This window comes from Aminobacter sp. NyZ550 (assembly GCF_025628925.2).
GTDB lineage: Bacteria > Pseudomonadota > Alphaproteobacteria > Rhizobiales > Rhizobiaceae > Aminobacter > Aminobacter ciceronei.
Genome location: NZ_CP114190.1, coordinates 4,108,369 through 4,128,410, shown reverse-complemented (window position 1 = coordinate 4,128,410; position 20,042 = coordinate 4,108,369). Strand labels below are relative to the sequence as shown.

Annotated in this window: 17 protein-coding genes; 3 read left to right on the top strand and 14 right to left on the bottom strand. The window is 64.3% G+C overall.

Annotated elements, in window-relative coordinates; all coding sequences use genetic code 11:
- Positions 1-109 precede the first annotated feature (109 nt).
- From N7E70_RS20485 to N7E70_RS20475, 3 genes are all read left to right on the top strand, one after another.
- The gene (locus tag N7E70_RS20485) at positions 110-1,876 is read left to right on the top strand and encodes a glucan ABC transporter ATP-binding protein/ permease (protein ID WP_192317143.1); all 1,767 of its coding nucleotides are present in this window, start codon (positions 110-112) and stop codon (positions 1,874-1,876) included.
- Positions 1,877-1,984: 108 nt separating this feature from the next.
- Positions 1,985-2,749, top strand: a complete 765-nt coding sequence (locus tag N7E70_RS20480; RefSeq protein WP_263007445.1) for a heme ABC transporter permease — start codon at positions 1,985-1,987, stop codon at positions 2,747-2,749.
- A 24-nt stretch (positions 2,750-2,773) separates the two neighbouring features.
- Positions 2,774-3,862 (top strand): NAD(P)H-dependent flavin oxidoreductase, encoded by a 1,089-nt coding sequence (locus N7E70_RS20475; protein ID WP_263007444.1) that lies wholly within the window; start codon positions 2,774-2,776, stop codon positions 3,860-3,862.
- Between the two features lie 105 nt (positions 3,863-3,967).
- Here the strand turns inward: N7E70_RS20475 and glpK are convergent, their stop codons facing one another.
- The 14 genes from glpK to N7E70_RS20405 all read right to left on the bottom strand — a co-directional run bounded on the left by glpK (position 3,968) and on the right by N7E70_RS20405 (position 19,973).
- Complete coding sequence (gene glpK, locus N7E70_RS20470; RefSeq protein WP_263007443.1) at positions 3,968-5,461, bottom strand: glycerol kinase GlpK; 1,494 nt, start codon at positions 5,459-5,461, stop codon at positions 3,968-3,970.
- A 92-nt stretch (positions 5,462-5,553) separates the two neighbouring features.
- Complete coding sequence (locus N7E70_RS20465) at positions 5,554-7,278, bottom strand: ABC transporter substrate-binding protein (RefSeq protein ID WP_067963216.1); 1,725 nt, start codon at positions 7,276-7,278, stop codon at positions 5,554-5,556.
- A 74-nt stretch (positions 7,279-7,352) separates the two neighbouring features.
- Positions 7,353-7,634 carry a DUF2160 domain-containing protein gene (locus N7E70_RS20460; RefSeq protein WP_067963213.1) on the bottom strand — a complete coding sequence of 94 codons (282 nt, stop codon included), beginning with the start codon at positions 7,632-7,634 and terminating at the stop codon, positions 7,353-7,355.
- 13 nt (positions 7,635-7,647) lie between these two features.
- Positions 7,648-8,466, bottom strand: coding sequence for a carbohydrate ABC transporter permease (locus N7E70_RS20455; RefSeq protein ID WP_442866523.1), 819 nt, complete (start codon positions 8,464-8,466; stop codon positions 7,648-7,650).
- Positions 8,467-8,584: 118 nt separating this feature from the next.
- Positions 8,585-9,451 carry a carbohydrate ABC transporter permease gene (locus N7E70_RS20450; protein WP_263007442.1) on the bottom strand — a complete coding sequence of 289 codons (867 nt, stop codon included), beginning with the start codon at positions 9,449-9,451 and terminating at the stop codon, positions 8,585-8,587.
- Positions 9,452-9,454: 3 nt separating this feature from the next.
- Positions 9,455-10,522 (bottom strand): ABC transporter ATP-binding protein, encoded by a 1,068-nt coding sequence (locus N7E70_RS20445; RefSeq protein ID WP_263007441.1) that lies wholly within the window; start codon positions 10,520-10,522, stop codon positions 9,455-9,457.
- A 9-nt stretch (positions 10,523-10,531) separates the two neighbouring features.
- Positions 10,532-11,614 carry an ABC transporter ATP-binding protein gene (locus tag N7E70_RS20440; protein ID WP_263007440.1) on the bottom strand — a complete coding sequence of 361 codons (1,083 nt, stop codon included), beginning with the start codon at positions 11,612-11,614 and terminating at the stop codon, positions 10,532-10,534.
- A gap of 37 nt (positions 11,615-11,651) precedes the next feature.
- Positions 11,652-13,181, bottom strand: a complete 1,530-nt coding sequence (gene glpD, locus N7E70_RS20435) for a glycerol-3-phosphate dehydrogenase (protein ID WP_263007439.1) — start codon at positions 13,179-13,181, stop codon at positions 11,652-11,654.
- A 405-nt stretch (positions 13,182-13,586) separates the two neighbouring features.
- Positions 13,587-14,879 (bottom strand): NCS2 family permease, encoded by a 1,293-nt coding sequence (locus N7E70_RS20430; protein ID WP_263007438.1) that lies wholly within the window; start codon positions 14,877-14,879, stop codon positions 13,587-13,589.
- A 303-nt stretch (positions 14,880-15,182) separates the two neighbouring features.
- A complete protein-coding gene (locus tag N7E70_RS20425) occupies positions 15,183-16,295 on the bottom strand; it encodes an ABC transporter ATP-binding protein (RefSeq protein WP_263007437.1) in 1,113 nt (370 codons plus the stop codon).
- Complete coding sequence (locus N7E70_RS20420) at positions 16,292-17,221, bottom strand: PfkB family carbohydrate kinase (RefSeq protein ID WP_263007436.1); 930 nt, start codon at positions 17,219-17,221, stop codon at positions 16,292-16,294. Before N7E70_RS20420 ends, N7E70_RS20425 begins: the two co-directional genes overlap by 4 nt.
- Positions 17,222-18,238, bottom strand: a complete 1,017-nt coding sequence (locus N7E70_RS20415) for an SIS domain-containing protein (RefSeq protein WP_263007435.1) — start codon at positions 18,236-18,238, stop codon at positions 17,222-17,224.
- 5 nt (positions 18,239-18,243) lie between these two features.
- Complete coding sequence (locus N7E70_RS20410) at positions 18,244-19,089, bottom strand: carbohydrate ABC transporter permease (protein WP_263007434.1); 846 nt, start codon at positions 19,087-19,089, stop codon at positions 18,244-18,246.
- A complete protein-coding gene (locus tag N7E70_RS20405) occupies positions 19,089-19,973 on the bottom strand; it encodes a carbohydrate ABC transporter permease (protein WP_263007433.1) in 885 nt (294 codons plus the stop codon). The genes N7E70_RS20410 and N7E70_RS20405 overlap by 1 nt, the downstream gene beginning before the upstream one ends.
- Between the last annotated feature and the right edge of the window lie 69 nt (positions 19,974-20,042).

Below are 20,042 nucleotides of genomic sequence, written 5' to 3'. Positions count from 1 at the left end.
TTTGAACGGAGCGGCTATCTGCGCATTGTCTTGCGGACCCATGACCGCTATTTGTCGGCTATGGTGCAGTGCACAATAAAGGGACGAACGGGACTCAAGGGGTACCAAAGTGTCGTTGCTTGAAGTCTATTGGAGAGCTCTCCGCTATCTTGCCGCCGACGGCAAGAAGGTCGGGCTGATTTGCGCAGCCAACGTCGTGTTGGCAATCGTGACCATTGCTGAACCGATCCTGTTCGGGCGTATCATCGATGCCATCGCTGGAAAGACGGAAGTCGTTCCGACAATGGCGCTGTGGGCGAGCTTCGGCGCGTTCAACATCGTCGCCTTCGTTCTGGTCGCACGCGGCGCCGACCGCCTGGCGCATGCGCGCCGCGGCGAGGTGCTGTGCCAGTCGTTCGAACGCGTCATCACCATGCCACTGGCCTGGCACCAGCAGCGCGGCACCTCGCATTCGCTGCACACCTTGCTGCGCGCGGTCGAAGCGCTGTTCAGCCTGTGGCTCGAATTCATGCGCACCCATCTGTCGACGGCGGTGGCGCTGGCGCTGCTGATCCCGACTGCTTTTTCGCTCGACGTCCGCATGTCACTGGTGCTGATCGTGCTTGGCGCGCTGTATCTCGCCATCGGCCGGCTCGTCATGCGCAAGACCAAGGAAGGCCAGGCCTCCGTCGAGCGCCACTATCACAAGGTGTTTTCCCACGTCTCGGACTCGGTCAGCAACGTCGCCGTGCTGCAGAGCTACAACCGCGTCGGCCAGGAAACGGAATCGCTGCGTGCCTATGTGAAGGCATTGATCACCACGCAGAACCCGGTGCTCGACTGGTGGGCGCTGGCATCCGCCATGCACCGCCTGGCCTCGACGATCTCGATGATGGTGGTGCTTCTGATCGGCGCCTATCTGGTCAGCAAGGGCCAGCTGCGCATCGGCGACATCGTTGCCTTCACCGGCTTCGCCGCCCTGCTGATCAGCCGCCTCGACCAGGTTTCGAACTTCGCCAACCAGATCTTCGACGCCCGTTCGAAGCTGGAGGAGTTTTATCGCCTCGAGGACGCCGCCGGCGAGAACCGCGAGCCGGAAGGCCTGCGTGAGCTCGACAACGTCACCGGCCACGTCCGTTTCGAAAACGTCAGCTTCGAGTTCCCCAATTCGGGGCAGGGCGTCACCGACGTCTCCTTCGAAGTGCGCGCCGGCCAGACCATCGCCATCGTCGGCCCGACCGGTGCCGGCAAGACGACGCTGATCAACCTGCTGCAGCGCGTGCACACGCCCCAGCATGGCCGCATCCTGATCGACGGCATCGACACCCGCACCGTGACCAAGAAGTCGCTGCGCCACTCGATCGCCACCGTCTTCCAGGACGCCGGCCTGCTCAACCGCTCGATCGAAGACAACATCCGCGTCGGCCGCGCCGGTGCGAGCTACGAGGAAGTGCACGCTGCAGCGACCGCGGCTGCGGCGCAGGACTTCATCCTGTCCAAGAGCGAAGGCTACGACACCAATGTCGGCGAGCGTGGCGGCCAGCTGTCCGGCGGCGAGCGCCAGCGCATCGCCATTGCCCGCGCCATCCTCAAAAGCGCGCCGATCCTGGTGCTCGACGAGGCGACGAGCGCCCTCGACGTCGAGACCGAGAACCGGGTCAAGGACGCCATCGACATGCTGCGCGACGGCCGCACCACCTTCATCATCGCGCATCGCCTCAGCACTGTCCGCGACGCCGACCTTGTGGTGTTCATGGATCACGGCCATGTCGTCGAGATGGGCGGCTTCAACGAGCTGTCGACCCGCAATGGCCGCTTCGCCGCCCTGCTGCGCGCCGGCGGCCTGCTCAATGACGAGGAAGTCCGCCGCGTCACCCATGTCGAGGCTGCGGCCTAGTCCTTACTTGAAACCGGATCCGGACGGGGTGCCTTGGCGCCCCGTTTGCGTTTGCCCGCGACGCCGGAACAGATTGCGAAGACGCACGCCCAAGGCTATTTAGCGTCCATGACACAGACGACCTCGCAGGCTTGGCGTTTCAGCGACCTGGCCAATCCGACCCGCTTCATCTCGCTGGTCGACAAGATCGTGCCCTGGCTCGGCGGCGCCTCAGTATTGGTGCTGGCGATCGGGCTCTATCTGGCCTTCGCCGCACCGGCGGATTTCCAGCAGGGCATCACCGTTCGCATCATGTATATCCACGTGCCTTTCGCCTGGCTCGCCATGATGTGTTATTCGGTCATGGCCATCTCGGCGCTGGGAACGCTGGTCTGGCGTCATCCGCTCGCCGATGTCGCGCTCAAGTCGGCCGCACCGGTCGGAGCCGTGTTCACCGCGCTCGCATTGCTCACCGGCTCGATCTGGGGCAAGCCGATGTGGGGCACCTGGTGGGTATGGGACGCCCGGCTGACCTCGGTCTTCGTGCTGTTTTTGATGTATCTCGGCATCATCGCGCTGACCCGCGCGCTCGACGACCCCGCGCGTTCGGCGCGTGCTGCCGCCGTCATCACGCTTGTCGGCTTCATCAACATTCCGATCATCAAGTTTTCGGTCGAATGGTGGAACACGTTGCACCAGCCGGCCTCGGTGTTCCGCATGGACGGCCCGACCATCGATCCGAGCATGCTCTGGCCCCTCATGACCATGGCGCTTGGCTTTACCCTTCTGTTCTTCACTCTGCATCTAATGGCGATGCGCACCGAGATCTGGCGCCGCCGTGTCACGGCCATGCGCCAGATTGCCGCTCGGAGGGCCGAGCGCCAGCAGGGCTGACGGCCCCAAGAAGAGGAAGACATCATGTGGCCCGATCGTCGAATTCTTGATCTCCTGGGCCTCGAGCTTCCGATCTTCCAGGCGCCGATGGCCGGTCCCGTCGATTCCGAAATGGTGATCGCGGTCTCCGAGGCTGGCGGCCTCGGCGGGCTGCCTTGCGCGCTGATGACGCCTGAGAAGGCGCGCACCGAACTCGGCATCATCCGGCAGCGCACCTCGAAGCCGATCAACGTCAATTTCTTCTGCCACAAGCAGCCCGAAGACGACCTCGCCCGCGAAGCGGCGTGGAAACAGCGGCTCGCGCCCTATTATCTCGAACTCGGCCTCGATCCCGCGGCGCCTGCGCCGCGTTCGGCGCGTGCACCTTTCGACGAGACCTTCTGCGACATCGTCGAAGAGTTCCGGCCGGAGGTGGTGAGTTTCCATTTCGGCCTGCCTGATGCCGCCTTGCTCGATCGCGTCAAGGCGACGGGCGCCAAGGTGCTTTCGTCGGCGACGACGGCCGACGAGGCGGTGTGGCTCGAGGCGAGGGGCTGCGATGCGATCATTGCGCAAGGTGCCGAGGCCGGCGGTCATCGCGGCATCTTCCTGACCGACGACGTCGCCAACCAGCCCGGCACCTTCGCTCTGGTGCCGCAGGTGGTCGATGCGGTCAAGCTGCCCGTCATCGCCACCGGCGGCATATCAGACGCACGCGGCATCGTTGCCGCCTTTGCCCTTGGCGCGTCGGCGGTGCAGGTCGGCACCGCCTATCTGTTCTGCCCCGAGGCCAAGGTGGCAGCACCGCACAAGGCCGCACTCAACGCGGCCAAGGACGACCATACCGCGCTGACCAATCTGTTCACCGGCCGGCCGGCGCGCGGCATCGTCAACCGCATCATGCGCGAGGTCGGTCCACTGTCTGAAGACGCGCCGGCATTCCCGCTGGCAGGCGGGGCACTGGCACCGCTGCGAGCGGCGTCGGAACCCAAGGGCTCGGGCGATTTCATGTCCTTGTGGTCGGGGCAGGCAGCGCGGCTTGGCCGCGACATGCCGGCGGCCGACCTGACGCGCGCCCTTGCCGCGGAAACACAGGCTCTGCTGTCGCGCTTCGGCCGCCAGCCTATGGCATGATCCCTTGATGTAGTGGCCGGTTTTCGCAAAAGATCATGCGAGAACAAGAAGATAGAGCCCCATTCCGAATCATCTGATGAGAATGGGCTCTGGTCGATAAGCCGCCTATTTCGGCGTCAGCGTCCGGCGCACGGCGTCGCGCCAGCCTTTCAGCTTGGCCTTGCGCAGCGAAGGCTCCATGACCGGCTTGAACTGGCGGTCGAGCGCCCAGGCCTTGGAAAACTGTTTGGCCTTCGGCCAGACGCCGGCGCGCGATCCCGCCAGCCAGGCAGCACCGAGTGCCGTGGTCTCGAGCACCGTCGGCCGGTCGACCGGCGCGTCCAGGATGTCGGCCAGGCGCTGCATCGTCCAGTCGGAGGCGACCATGCCGCCGTCGACGCGCAGCACGGTCTTGCCGTTGCCGCCCTTCCAGTCCTTCTTCATCGCGTCGAGCAGGTCGCGGGTCTGATAGGCGACGGATTCCAGCGCTGCGCGGGCAAATTCCGCCGGCCCGGTGTTGCGGGTCAGGCCAAAGATCGCACCGCGCGCCTCGGCATCCCAATGCGGCGCGCCGAGTCCGACAAAGGCCGGCACGAGATAGACGTCCTGGCTGTCGTCGGCGTCGGCCGCCAGCTTGCCGCTTTGCTCGGCCTTGCCGATCACCTTGATGCCGTCGCGCAGCCACTGCACGGCGGCACCGGCGACGAAGATCGAGCCTTCCAGCGCATAGGTCGTCTTGCCCTCGAGGCGATAGGCGATCGTCGTCAACAGCCGGTTCTTCGAGCGCACAATGTCGGTGCCGGTGTTGAGGATGGCAAAGCAGCCGGTGCCATAGGTCGATTTCATCATACCGGGCTCGAAGCAGGCCTGGCCGATGGTCGCCGCCTGCTGGTCGCCGGCAACGCCGAGGATCGGGATTTCGGCGCCGAACAGCGCCTTCTCGGTCACGCCGAAATCGGCGGCGCAATCCTTGACCTCGGGCAGCATGACGGCGGGGATCTTCAGGATGTCGAGCAGCTCGGCGTCCCAGTCGTTCTTCGCGATGTTGTAGACCAGCGTGCGCGAGGCGTTGGTGGCGTCGGTCGCATGCAGCTTGCCGCCGGTCAGGCGCCAGATCAGGAAGCTGTCGATGGTGCCGGCAAGCAGCTCGCCGCGTTCGGCCCGCTTGCGCGCGCCCTTCACCTTGTCGAGCAGCCAGGCGATCTTGGTGCCGGAGAAATAGGGATCGAGCAGAAGCCCGGTCTTGCCAGTGAATTTCGGCTCCAGCCCCTGCTTCTTCAGCCTGGCGCAGAGAGGGGCAGTGCGCCGATCCTGCCAGACGATGGCGTTGTGGATCGGCTTGCCCGTCGTTCGGTCCCAGATGACGACGGTTTCGCGCTGGTTGGTGATGCCGATGGCCGCAATGTCGGCGGCGGTCGTGCCGGCCTTCTTCAGCGCCGCCCTGCAGGTTGTGACGACGCTGTCCCAGATTTCCTCGGGGTCATGCTCGACCCAGCCGGAAGCAGGGAAATGCTGGGTGAATTCCTTCTGGCCGACACCGACAGGTTTCATCGTTTGGTCGAACACGATGGCCCGGCTCGACGTGGTGCCTTGGTCGATTGCCAGAATGAAGCCGCTCATCTTCCCCCTCCGCAGTCACTTGCATGAATAGGGGAGACGGCGCTGCGCCGTCTCCCCGGATAGTTGGCCGGGCGGATGATCCGCCCGAACGCTTACTTGCTCCAGCTCTTCACCAGCTCATCGTAGTTGATGGTGACAGGCTTTTCCTTCTCGTTTTCGATCTTCAGCTGTGGCGCGAGATTGCCGGCCTTGACCGCTTCGGCATTCCAGTAGGCGAGATCGTGCTCTTCCGCCATCTTCGGGCCGATATCGCCCTGGATGCCGGCGCGCTCGAGGCGCTCAAGCACCTTTTCCTGCTCGGCGCACAGCGAGTCCATGGCTTCCTGGGCCGTCTTGGCGCCCGAAGACGCGTCACCGATCGCCTGCCACCACAGCTGAGCCAGCTTCGGATAGTCAGGCACGTTGGTGCCCGTCGGCGACCACTGAACGCGGGCCGGCGAACGGTAGAACTCGATCAGGCCACCGAGCTGTGGGGCACGGTCGGTAAAGCTCTTGTGGTCGAGCGTCGACTGGCGGATGAAGGTCAGGCCGACATGGCTCTTCTTCACGTCGACGGTCTTCGAGGTCACGAACTGCGCATAAAGCCATGCGGCCTTGGCGCGGTCGTCAGGCGTCGACTTCAGGATCGTCCACGAACCGACGTCCTGGTAGCCGAGCTTCATGCCGTCCTTCCAGTAGACGCCGTGCGGCGAAGGCGCCATCCGCCACTTCGGCGTGCCGTCCTCGTTCATCACGGGCAGGCCGGGCTTGACCATGTCGGCGGTGAAGGCGGTGTACCAGAAGATCTGCTGGGCAATCGCGCCCTGGGCCGGCACCGGGCCGGATTCGGAGAAGGTCATGCCCTGGGCTTCCGGCGGCGCGTAAGCCTTCAGCCAGTCGAGATACTTGACGATCGAATAGACCGAGGCCGGTCCGTTGGTGTCGCCGCCGCGCGCGACGCAGGAGCCGACGGGCTGCGACTTTTCATTGACCTTGATGCCCCATTCATCGACCGGCAGGCCGTTCGGCAGGCCCTTGTCGCCGTTGCCGGCCATCGACAGCCAGGCGTCGGTGAAGCGCCAGCCGAGCGAGGGGTCCTTCTTGCCATAGTCCATGTGGCCATAGACCTTCTGGCCGTTGACGTCGCGGCCGGTGAAGAACTCGGCAATGTCCTCATAGGCCGACCAGTTGACCGGGACGCCGAGGTCGTAGCCGTATTTCGCCTTGAAGTCGGCCTTGTTCTTCTCGTCGTTGAACCAGTCGTAGCGGAACCAGTAGAGGTTGGCGAACTGCTGGTCGGGAAGCTGGTAGAGCTTGCCGTCGGGTGCTGTCGTGAACTTCGTGCCGATGAAGTCGGCGATGTCGAGGTTGGGGTTGGTGACGTCCTTGCCCTCATTGGCCATCCAGTCGGTCAGGCTGCGCGCCTGCAGATAGCGCCAGTGGGTGCCGATCAGGTCGGAATCGTTGACATAGGCGTCATAGATGTTTTCGCCCGACTGCATCTGCGTCTGCAGCTTTTCGATGACGTCGCCTTCACCGATCAGGTCATGCGTGATCTTGATGCCGGTGATGTCGGAGAACGCCTTGGCGAGCGTCTTCGATTCATATTCGTGCGTGGTGATGGTTTCCGAGACGACCTTGATCTCCATGCCGGCGAAAGGCTTCGCGGCATCGACGAACCATTGCATTTCGGCTTCCTGACCGGCGCGGTCGAGCGCCGATTGATCCTTGATCTCGGTATCGAGGAAGGCTTTCGCCTCGTCCATGCCGGCAAAGGCATTGCTTGATCCCAAGAGCAGGGCGATCACGCTTGTTGATGCTAGAATATGGCGTCGCATTAATTTCCTCCCAAACAAGGTTGCATTGCCATTTGGCGCCGCCGCGGGCTTGCGGCGGCCCAACATTTCCCCCTCTAGACGAAGCGGAATACGCCGATCGCGTAGACCACTGCGAGAGCGAGAGCCCACCACAGGTTGGGCCCGATCAGACCCAGCCATGCGAGATGAATGAAGGCGCTGCCGAGCAGCGAAACGAAAAGCCTGTCGCCCCGGGTCGTTTCGAAGCGGAGGATGCCGACGCGCGGATTGCCGCCGGGCGAGAAATATTCCCACACGCCCATGCCCACGAGCATCAGGAAGATGGTGATGAAGAACGCCGCTGTCGGCAGCGTCCAGGCCATCCATGAAAGGTCCATCACAAACGCTCCCTCAGACGCGGCCCAGGGCAAAGCCCTTGGCGATGTAGTTGCGGACGAACCAGATGACGAGCGCGCCCGGAATGATGGTCAGGACGCCGGCCGCGGCGAGCACGCCCCAGTCCATGCCCGAGGCCGAGACGGTGCGTGTCATGATCGCGGCGATCGGCTTGGCGTCGGTGGTGGTCAGCGTGCGGGCGATCAAGAGTTCGACCCACGAGAACATGAAGCAGAAGAAGGCCGCGACCCCGATGCCGCTGGCGATCAGCGGAACGAAGATCTTCACGAAAAAGCGTGGGAACGAGTAGCCGTCGATATAGGCGGTCTCGTCGATCTCCTTCGGCACGCCCGACATGAAGCCTTCGAGGATCCAGACTGCCAGCGGCACGTTGAACAGGCAGTGCGCCAGCGCAACCGCGATATGCGTGTCGATCAGGCCGAAGGCCGAATAGAGCTGGAAGAAGGGCAGGGCGAACACCGCCGGCGGCGCCATGCGGTTGGTCAGAAGCCAGAAGAACAGGTGCTTGTCGCCGAGGAAGCGGTAGCGCGAGAAGGCGTAAGCCGCAGGCAGGGCGACGGCGATCGAGATCACCGTGTTCATCACCACATAGATGATCGAGTTGATGTAGCCCTTGTACCAGGACGGATCCGTGAAGATCACGCCGTAGTTGCGCAGAGTCGGGCTCTGCGGCCAGAGCGAAAATGTGCCCAGGATTTCCTGGTTCGACTTGAAGCTCATATTGATGAGCCAGTAGATCGGCAGCATCAGGAAGATGATGTAGAGCGTCGGCACCACCCACCAGAAGCGCGATTCCTCGCCGCGCCGCCGCATCCTGCGCGCCAGCGCCTCGTCTGGAGCGCCGCTATGGACAACGCCCGTCGAGGTCACGGCATCCCGCATCATCTTGTCCTTGTCGGCGTCCGCGACTGCTTGCCTTGTCCCCGCCATCTCACTTCTCCAAGTCGTAATTTGTCATGACGGTGTAGAAGACCCATGACAGCAGCAGCACGATCAGGAAGTAGATGATCGACATCGCCGCCGCCGGGCCGAGGTCGAACTGGCCGACGGCCATCTTGACCAGGTCGATCGACAGGAAGGTGGTGGAGTTGCCGGGGCCGCCGCCGGTGACGACGAAGGGCTCGGTGTAGATCATGAAGCTGTCCATGAAGCGCAGCAGCACGGCGATCAGCAGCACGCGCTGCATCTTCGGCAGCTGGATGTAGCGGAACACCGCCCAGCGCGAGGCGCCGTCGATCTTGGCGGCCTGATAGAAGGCGTCGGGGATCGACACCAGGCCGGCATAGCAGAGCAGCACGACAAGGCTGGTCCAGTGCCAGACATCCATGACGATGACCGTCACCCAGGCGTCGAACGGGTCGTTGACATAGTTGTAGTCGAAGCCGAGCGCATGCAGCGTGTAGCCGAGCAGGCCGATGTCGATGCGGCCGAAGACCTGCCAGATGGTGCCGACGACGTTCCACGGAATGAGCAAAGGCAGCGCCATCAGCACCAGGCAGACCGGCACGCCCCAGCCCTTCCGCGGCATGTTGAGGGCGATGAAGATGCCGAGCGGGATCTGGATCGCCAGGATGATCGCCGAGAAGATCAGGTTGCGGCCCATCGCCGCCCAGAAGCGGTCGGAATGCAGCATCTCCTCGAACCATTCGGCTCCGGCCCAGAAGAACTGGTTGCCGCCGAACGTGTCCTGCACCGAATAGTTGACGACGGTCATCAGCGGGATGACCGCCGAGAAGGCCACCAGCACCAGCACTGGCAGCACCATGAACCAGGCCTTGTTGTTCCAGGTCTTTTCCACGGGTTACGCTCCCATCTCGACGCGCCAGGACTTGTCGTAGAGGTTGATGCCGGCAGGATCGAAGCTGACATGCGGATCGGCCGGCACGTGATCGTCCTCGCCGAGGATCGCCGCGATCTCGCGGCCTTCGAGGCTGGCGCGCACCACCTTGTGGCGGCCGATATCCTCGACCTTGCGTATGGTGACGGGCATGCCCTTGGCGCCGAGCCTGACATATTCGGGCCGGATGCCGAGTTCGATGCTTGCGCCTTCGGCCTTGGGCGTGCCGGGCAGGTCGATGGTCTGGCCGCCGAGCCTGGCGCGCCTGCCTTCGACCGCCACCGGCATGACGTTCATGCCGGGGGAGCCGATGAAATAGCCGACGAAGGTGTGCTTGGGGCGCTCGAACAGCTCGGCCGGCGTGCCGATCTGCACGATCTCGCCGTCATACATCACCACCACCTTCTCGGCGAAGGTCAAAGCCTCCGTCTGGTCGTGGGTGACATAGATCATGGTGTAGCCGAAGCGGCGGTGAAGCTGCTTGAGCTGCGAGCGCAGCACCCATTTCATATGCGGGTCGATGACGGTCAGCGGTTCGTCGAACAGGATGGCATTGACGTCGGAGCGGACGAGGCCGCGACCGAGCGAAATCTTCTGCTTCTGGTCGGCGGTCAGCCCGCGCGCCTTGCGCCGGGCCCAGCTGGCGAGGTCGATCATGTCGAGCGTCTCGCGCACCTTGCGATCGACATCGGCTTCGGCAACGCCCCGGTTGCGCAACGGGAAGGCGAGATTGTCGTAGACGGTCATGGTGTCGTAGATGACCGGGAACTGGAACACCTGGGCGATGTTGCGTTCCTGCGTCGACAGGCGGGTCACGTCCTTGCCGTCGAACAGAAGCTGGCCGTGCGAGGCATGCAGCAGGCCGGAAATGATGTTGAGCAGCGTGGTCTTGCCGCAGCCGGACGGCCCGAGCAGGGCATAGGCGCCGCCATCCTCGAAGCCGTAATGGACTTCGCGCAGGGCATAGTCCTTGTCGGATTTCGGGTTCGCGCCATAGGCATGGCGGATGTGGTTCAGGTCGATGCGTGCCATCTTCCCCTCCTATGCGGCGCGTGACGAGGGTGCGCCGGCGGCGCGACCGGTGGCATCGAAGACCATGACGTGGCGTGGATCGATGAACACCTCGATGGTCTCGTCCGGCTCGAACTGGCGGATGCCATGGGTCAGCATCACCCAGCGCGCGTCGGCGTAGTTGAGGTGGACAAAGCTCTCCGAGCCGGTGATCTCGGTGACCGACACCTTGGCCTTGACGCCGACGGCGTCGGTCGTGCGCTTCTCAAAAGAAAGATGGTGGGGCTGGAAGCCGATCGTATAGCTGTCGTCGGCAATGCCGGCGAGCTCGCCTGGCACCGGGAGGTCCACCCCACCATCAAGCTGGAAATTGCGGCCGCTCTTCTTCAACACGATGGTGTTGAGCGGCGGGTCGGCGAAGGTTCGCGCCGTGATCAGGTCGTCAGGCTTGCGGAACACCTCGATCGTCGCGCCGAACTGGGTGATGCGGCCTTCCGACAGCGTCGCGACATTGCCGCCGAGCAGAAGCGCTTCATGCGGCTCGGTCGTGGCATAGACGAAGATCGCGCCGGTTTCGGCGAAGATCCTCGGCAGTTCGGCGCGCAATTCCTCGCGCAGTTTGTAATCGAGATTGGCGAGCGGCTCGTCGAGCAGCACGAGCCGGGCATTCTTGACGATGGCGCGGGCGAGTGCGGTGCGCTGCTGCTGGCCGCCCGACAGGTTGAGCGGCGTGCGGTCGAGATAGGGCGTCAGCTTGAGCAGGTCGGCGGCGCGCCTGACCTCCTGTTCGATCCTGGCCTTGTCGGCGCCGGCGACACGCAGCGGCGAGGCGATGTTCTCATAGACCGTCATCGCCGGATAGTTGATGAACTGCTGGTAGACCATGGCGATGTTGCGCTTCTGTACCGGCACGCCGGTGACATCGGTGCCGTCGAACCAGACCGAGCCCGACGTCGGCTTGTCCAGCCCGGCCATCAGCCGCATCAGGCTGGTCTTGCCCGACAGGGTCGGGCCAAGCAGGACGTTCAGGCTGCCGTGCTGAAGCGTCAGCGAGACGTCGCGGATATGATCCGTGCCGGCCACCGTCTTGGTTACGTTGCGCAGTTCGAGCATAAATCCTCCTCCCAGAGGCAGACGCAGGCGGGCAGGCCTATTCTGCCGCGGCGTTGTGCACGCCTGGGCTCATTCCTTGCAGAAATTCATCGAGCGTCGCGGCCTGCTCCGTGCTGAGCTTGAGGCCCCGCTTGGTGCGCCGCCACAACACGTCTTCGCCGCTCACCGCCCATTCATGGGCGACGAGATAGCGGACCTCGGCCTCGTAGAGATCGGCGCCGAAATTGCGCCCCAGATCGGCCTCGGACTTCGCCAGCCCGAGAAGCGTCCCGGCGCGCGTGCCGTAGAGCCTGGTCAGCCGGCGGGCGAGGCGCATGTCGAGGAACGGGTAGGCAGCCTTGAGCTTGACCACTTCGGCGTCGAAGCCGGTCGCTTCGAAATCGCCGCCGGGCAGGGCGGCGGTCGCGGTCCAGGCCTTGCCCTTCTTGCCCAGCTGCTTCTCGATGATCTCGAGCATGGATTCGGCAAGGCGCCGATAGGTGGTGATCTTGCCGCCGAAGATGTTGACGATCGGCGCGCGGCCGTCGCCGGAATCGGATTTCAGCACATAGTCGCGCGTCGCTTCCTGGGCCTTGCTGGCGCCGTCGTCATAGAGCGGGCGGACGCCGGAATAGGTCCAGACGATGTCTTCGGGTTTCACCGGCTCGGCGAAATATTCGCTCGCCGCATCGCAGAGATAGGTGATCTCGGCCTGGCTGATCCGGGCGGTGTGGGGATCGCCCTGGTAATCCTGGTCGGTGGTGCCGATAAGGGTGAAGTCTTCCTCGTAAGGAATGGCGAAGATGATGCGCCCGTCCTTGTTCTGGAAGAAATAGGCGCGCGGATCGTCGAACTTCTTCGCCACCACGATGTGGCTGCCCTGGACGAGGCGGACATTGTGGACGTTGTTCTGGCCGACCGTCTCGGTCAGCACATGGTCGATCCAGGGGCCGGCGGCATTGACGATCAGCCGTGCCTTGACCTCTTCGGTCTGGCCGCTGCGCATGTCCTCGACGCGGATGTGCCAGTGGCCGTTGTCGCGGCGCGCGCTCGTCACCTTGGCCCGGGTGCGGATGACGGCACCCTTGTCGGCGGCGTCGCGGGCATTGAGCACCACCAGCCGCGCATCGTTGACCCAGCCGTCGGAATATTCGAAGGCGCGGGCAAACATCGGCTTCAGCGGCTTGCCGGCGACGTCGCTGTGCATGTCGAGCGTGCGTGTCGGCGGCAACAACTTGCGGCCGCCAATATGGTCGTAGAGGAACAGGCCGAGCCGGATCAGCCATGCCGGGCGCAGGCCCTTGGCATAGGGCAACACGAAGCGCATCGGCCAGATGATGTGCGGCGCGTTCTTCCACAGCACCTCGCGTTCCATCAGCGCTTCGCGCACCAGGCGGAACTCGTAATGCTCAAGATAGCGCAGCCCGCCATGGATCAGCTTGGTCGAATAGGACGAGGTGCCGGAGGCGAGATCGTTCATTTCGGCAAGGTAGACGGAGTAGCCGCGGCCGACCGCGTCGCGGGCGATTCCGCAGCCATTGATGCCGCCGCCGATAACGAAGATGTCGTGGATTTCGGGTCTGCTCACGCCTTCGCCGCCTTTTCGCACTGCAGCAATTTAAGCACCATTCGAAGCTCGATTTGGATTATTTCGAACTGAAAGTGAATGTCAAACGAAATATATCGCTGATCGCAGGCTGACATGCTGACGTTGTGTCAGGGCAGGGGCTTGGCGTGTATCCGTCAGTTTAGACGGCTATAAGCCTACAAAAGGGCGGAACCTTCTGTTTTTCGCCAGGCGAAACACTGTTGCCCTCGGGCAATGCAGGACAATTCCCGGTTGTGATCTTCGTTTTCAGCCTTCATTGACCAAAACGAAAGCGGAATTTTCGGTGCATGTCGCGGCGGCAGGCGGCGTCTGTGCGGCCGGCTGTGGACAACAAAAAGCCGGGGCCGCGTCGGCGGCCCCGGCTGCAGATGGGGTTCGGGAAAGTCAGTGGGGGAAGAAGGCGAAGCGAATGACGAACAGGATCGCCACCAGCCAGGTCGCGGCATGGACTTCACCGGGACGGCCGGTGAGCAGCTTGAGCGCGGCATAGCTGATGAAGCCGAAGGCAAGGCCGTTGGCGATCGAGTAGGTGAAGGGCATCATCAGCGCGGTCAGCGCCGCCGGTGCTGCCTCGGTGATATCGGCCCATTCGACCTCGACCAGCTCGCGCATCATCAGGCCGGCGACATAGAGCAGGGCAGGCGCCGTCGCATAGGCAGGCACCGAGCCGGCCAGCGGCGAGAAGAACAGCGCGGCGAGGAAGAGCACGCCGATGACCAAGGCGGTCAGGCCGGTGCGGCCGCCTGCCTGCACGCCCGAGGCGCTTTCGACATAGGCCGTCGTGCTCGAGGTGCCGAGCAGGGAGCCCGCGACGATGGCCGTGCTGTCGGCCAGAAGGGCGCGGCCGAGGCGGTTGGGCTTGCCCGGCTCGATCAGCCCGGCGCGCTTGGCGACGCCGATCAGCGTGCCGGTGGCGTCGAAGACCTCGACCAGCACGAACACCAGGATGACATGGACCAGGCCGGCATGCAGGGCGCCGAAGACGTCGAGCTGCAGGAAGGTCGGCAGGATCGACGGCGGCATCGAGACGATGCCGTTGAACTGGCTGACGCCGAGCGCCATCGAGGCGATGGTGATGACCAGAATGCCGATCAGGATCGCGCCGCGCACCTTGAGCGCGTCAAGGGCCGCGATGATGAAGAAGCCGGCGATGGCAAGCAGCGTCCCGGTCTGGCTGACGTCGCCCAGCGTCACCAGCGTTGCCGGGCTGGCCACGACGATGCCGGAGCTTTTCAGCGCGATGATGCCGAGGAACAGGCCGATACCGGCGGCAATGGCGCTGCGCATCGAGTGCGGGATGCCGGCGATCAGCCAGCTGCGCACGCCGCTGACGGTCAGGATCAGGAAGATCACGCCTGAAATGAACACCGCGCCTAGCGCCTGCTGCCAGGAAAAGCCCATGGCGCCGACGACGGTAAAGGCGAAGAAGGCGTTCAGGCCCATGCCCGGCGCCATGCCGATCGGCCATTTCGCCACCAGGCCCATGATCAGCGAGCCGATCGCTGCGGCAAGGCAGGTGGCAACGAACACGGCGTTGCGGTCCATGCCCGTCGACGACAGGATCTCCGGGTTGACGAAGATGATGTAGGCCATGGTCAGGAAGGTCGTGACACCGGCGATCACTTCGGTCCGGACCGATGTCCCTTGTTCCTTCAGGTTGAAATACTTCTCAAGCACTCTTTGCTTCCTCCCAGACGGTTAGGGGGCAGCCTGGTCCTGGCGCAGGCTTACCGACGCACCCATGCTTTCCCCGCATGGCCGCCGGCGTTTTCCTGCCGAACTCCTGCTGCCCTCTCGTGCCGACCCAGGACGCGTCTTGCGTCTCCACCCCGGACCGGCTTCCGCCAACAAATGGCGCAAGGCATGATTGCCTGCGCAAACGTGGCCTAAATTCTGCCTGATGCAGCCATCGCACAAGTGGCGGTTGCTTTAAGCAGTTTCGCGTTTTTGTTGATGGATTGCGCCCGTTCGGACGATGCCTCAGGCGAGCAGCGCCTGGCCGGTTGCCGGGTCGAACAGGTGCAGCGCGTCGTCGTCGACGGCAAATGCCGCCACGTCACCCTGGCCGACCCTGGCTCTTGGCGCAAGACATGCGGTGAGCTTTTGCGGGCCGATGCGCGCGGTGGCGACAAGTTCGGGTCCGGTCAGTTCAACCACTTCGATCCGCACCGGCAGCACATGGCCGCCGGCCTGGTTGCCTACCTGGTCAAGTGACGCCAGCCGCAGCGCCTCTGGCCTGATGCCGAGCGCAAGCCGCGTCTTGTCCTGGACAACTGGGGCCTGGAGGAGTGGCCTGAAACGGTCGGGCAAACGCAAGCGAACCTCGGATCCGACGATTCGTAACGCGCCATTGTCGACCTCGACGTCGATTATGTTCATCGGCGGGGCGCCGACGAAGCCGGCGACATAAAGCGTGGCGGGCTGGTTGTAGATCTCTTCCGGCGTGCCGAGCTGTTCGATGCGGCCATCCTTCATCACAGCGATGCGCGTCGCCAGCGTCATCGCCTCGATCTGGTCGTGGGTGACATAAACGACTGTCGTCTTCAGCATCTGGTGCAGGCGCTTGAGCTCGGTGCGCATTTCAAGCCTGAGCTTGGCATCGAGATTGGACAGAGGCTCGTCGAACAAGAACACCTGAGGCTTGCGCACCAAAGCGCGGCCGATGGCGACGCGCTGGCGCTGTCCGCCCGAGAGCTGGCTCGGCTTGCGGTCGAGCAAGGGCTCGATCTGCAGCAGCCGCGACGCCTCCGCGACGGCTTTCTCACGTTCGGCAAGCGGCACCTTGCGCATCTCCAGGCCGAAGCCGATGTTCCGGCGCACGCTGAGATTGGGGTAGAGCGCATAGGACTGGAACACCATGGCGATGTCGCGGTCCTTGGGATGCACGCCGAGGATGGATTTGCCGGCGATGCGGATGTCGCCACTGGTGGCTTCGGCAAGCCCGGCGATGATGTTGAGCAGGGTCGATTTCCCGCAACCCGACGAGCCGAGCAGCACCAGGAACTCACCGCTCTGCAAGCCGATGTCGATGCCTTTCAGCGTCTCGACCGCGCCATAGCTCTTGCGGATGTTCTGGATGTCGAGCGCACTCATGCAAATTCGTCCCTGATCTCGGGCAACCCGCCATAGAGGCGGGGCAAGGTGGAAATGGCGCGCGAGGCAACCTGCACGCCGGCCGTCAGGCAGGCAGCAAGCGGCCGGTCGCCGGCAAGCGCTGCCAGGAAGGCGGCATTGAAGACGTCGCCGGCGCCGATCGTGTCGATGACCGTGACGACGGGTGCTGTCACCGACACCAGTTCGCCGCCGGGACCGATGGCGACGGCGCCGTCCGGACCGCATTTGACGACCAGGATCGCGCCTTCGGGCATGCTGCGCCACAAGGCGACTGCGGCTTCGGCCGGACTGTCGAGGCCTGCAAGGGTCGTTGCCTCGACTTCGTTCAGCAATGCACAGTCGCAATGCGCAAGCCATGTCCGCGTCAAGGCGCAGTTGTGCTCGGTCCAGCCGTCGGGTGGCCAGCCGGTGTCGAGCACGACCGAGATGCCATGGCCATGCGCCCAGTCGAAGAAGGCGTCGTAGTCGCGCGTAAGCTCGGTGGTCAGGAACGCACCACAGAGCAAGGCGTAGCCGCCGGAAAGCTGCGCGCCGTCGAGCACCGACAACACATCGGCCAGGCTGAAGCGGGGCAGGTGGCCATGGGTGGTGAAGAAGGTGCGTTCGCCGTCGGGATGGGTGATGCCGACCGAAAGCGTCGTGCGCGCGGCAGCGACCGGCCATCTGGCGGCCCGATCGCCGAAGGCGTCGCGCAGCCACAGGCCGAACTGGTCGTTGCCGACATTGGCTGCGATCTCGAAGTCGACGCCGAGCGCATCCCAGGCAAGCGCGCTGTTGCCCGCCTGGCCGCCGACCCGCAACTCGTCATGGTCGACGATGATCTCCGTTCCTGCCCTCGGCCAGGGTGCTGTCGGCCCCAGGATGAGGTCGACATTGACGTTGCCGATGACAGCAAGCGGACGCATTCATTCGCTCCGCGTGATCTTGGTCGAGCGCACCGGCGTGCCGGCGTCGTCGACACGGGCATCGGCAAAGGCGATCATCAGCCGCTGGGCTGTCGGCAGCATGGCAAAAATGGCGTCCATGCCGGTTGCCGGCTTGAAGGCAAGGGTCGTCGCGCCCGCCACCGGCTGCTCACCAGAGGAATCGAAGATGACGACGGGCGCACCGGTCTCGACGGCCGAGATCGCCATGGCGGTGACAAGCGGTGCCGTCGGATCCTTGCCCCGGAACAGCACGACCCCGATGTTGGGCCCAAGCATCTCCATCGGCCCGTGCCGCAGCTGTCCGCCCTCAAGCGAAAAGCACGGCCGCCGCGACAGTTCGGTCAGCCCAAGCGCCAGCGCTTCGGCGACGCCCTGCAGGCGTCGCCCCGAGGTGACGACGGTGTCGACATCGGCCAAAGCCTTGAGCGCGGGACCGACATCGACGACCTTGGGCAGTTGCAGGGCGACAAGCGCCCCGCCCGGATGTTCGCCAAGCGCGGCGAGAATGGCGAGGTGAAGCGAAAGCGTCACCGTCAGGCTGCGGGTCGCGGCAAAGGCGAGTTCGGTGCCGCCGACGCCGACCAGCGAAGGTGCTGTCCGGGCCAGGAACGAGCCGGCCTCCAGCGTCAGCCCGAAAGTCTCGCTGTTGCCGCCCGTCTCGGTGAACCAGCGCAGCACCTCGGCACTTTCGCCCGACTGCGACGTCATGATGACCGTGCGGCCATCGAGCGAGAGCCCCTGGCCGAGTTGCTCCGACAGCGGCAGGGCAATGGCGTCGATGCCGAGCGCGCGATAGAGCGGCTCGACCGCCCGGCCGACGGCATGCGAGCCGCCCATGCCGAGCAGCAGCAGTCTGCCGGTCCTTTCGAGCGAGGCGGCGACCCGGGCCGCCATTCCGGCGTTTTCGGCGAAGGACGCCAGCGCGTCGCCATTCTGCCGCGCCATTTCGCGGTCGATGGCCAAGAGGCCGGCAGGTCTGGGCTTCGGTGAGGTCATGGTCATCATCCTTTCACGCCGCCGCTGGTCAGGCCCGAAATCAGGGCACGCTGCATGACGAGCCCGATCAGCACCGGCGGCAGGGCAGCCAGCACGCCTGCGGTGGCAATCAGACCGTAATCCGAGACGCGGCCTCCGGCGAGGTCGGCGATGGCGACCGTCAGCGTCTTGGCGCGCAGGTCGGAGGTAAACAGAAGCGCATAGAAGAACTCGTCCCAGGCCAGGAGCAGCGCAAACAGTGCCGACGTCGCGACAACGGGTGCTGCCAGCGGCAAGGTGATGATGCGCAGCGTCTGGAACAGGCTGGCGCCGTCGATCATCGCGGCTGCTTCGATCTCGCGCGGGATGGCATCGAAGCCCGATTTCATCAGCCAGGTGGTGAAGGGGGCGAGGATGGTGAGATAGACCAGCGCCAGGCCGAAAATGTTGTTGAGCATGCCGAAATAGGCCAGGCCCATATAGAGCGGCACGGCGAGCGCCACCGGCGGCAACATATAGGTGGCGATCACCACCGACAGCGACCAGCCGACCTGAGGCGTGCGCGACACCGCCCAGCCGGCCGGGATGGCAAGCGCAATCGCTGCAATCGTCGCCATGCCGGCGATCTTAAGGCTATTCCAGAGGGAGGCCGTGAAGGCGGCGCCGGCGCTGTTTTCGACTGATGAAAGCAGCAAGGCGTAACGGGAAAAGTCGACCTCCGCGGGCCACCAGCGCAACGGCTTGGCCGACAGGTCGGCCGTCGGCGAGATGCTCATGACGAACAGCCACAACACCGGCGCCAGGATGACGACCGCCAGAAGCAGAGCTGCGGCATGGATGAAGATGGTGAAAGCCAGGCTCCTGCGTTCCATCAGGTCGCACTCCCCGCAGCTTTCCTGACAAGGGCCGCATAGGCGACGGCCAGCACGGTGACCAGCAAGGTGACGATCAGCGCCAGCGAGGCGCCCGAGCCGGCGCGCTGGAACGAAAACGCTTCCTGGTAGACCAGGATCGACAGTGTCCTGGTCGAGTTGGCCGGCCCGCCGCGGGTCATCACCCAGATCAGGTCGAATACCTTGAAGGCCTCGATGGTGCGCAGCACCAGTGCCACCAGAAGCGGGCCGACGAGATAGGGCAGGATGACGAAACGGAAGCGCGCGATCGGCCCGGCGCCGTCGACCATCGATGCCGCGGTGATGTCGCGCGGCACAGCCTGCAAGGCTGCAAGGGCAATGAGGGCGACGAGCGGAAAGTTCTTCCAGCAGTCGGCGACGATCAGCGCTGCCAGCGCGGTGTTGGGCTCGCCGAGCCAGGAGCGGTAGGCGTCGAGCAGGCCTGCCTGGGTCAGCGCGGCGTTCAATGCGCCATATTCGGGATTGTAGATCAGCCGCCACAGCGTGGCGTTGACCACGGTCGGCAGCGCCCAGGGCAGGATCATCAGCGCGCGCAGCACGGTGCGGCCGTAAAACCGCTGGTTCAGCAACAGTGCCGCGAACACGCCGAGCACCATCTCCGCCGCCACCGAGACGACCGCGAACCATGTCGTGGTGACAAGCGTGCGCTGGAAGTTCGCGCCGGTCAGCATCTTCGCGTAGTTGTCGAGGCCGACAAAATTGCCTTCGGTGCCGACGAGTTTGGCGTCGGTGAACGACAGGCGGATCGTGTCGACGAGGGGCCAGCCGATGACCGATATCATGACCACGAGCAGCGGCAGCATCAGCAGCCATGCCCGGGTCGTCATCCATGAGCCCGACATGAGGCGACTCTTTTCAGTTGGAACGAAAGGGCCGGGCAGCCGGAGCCGCCCGGAAATCACTTGAACTGA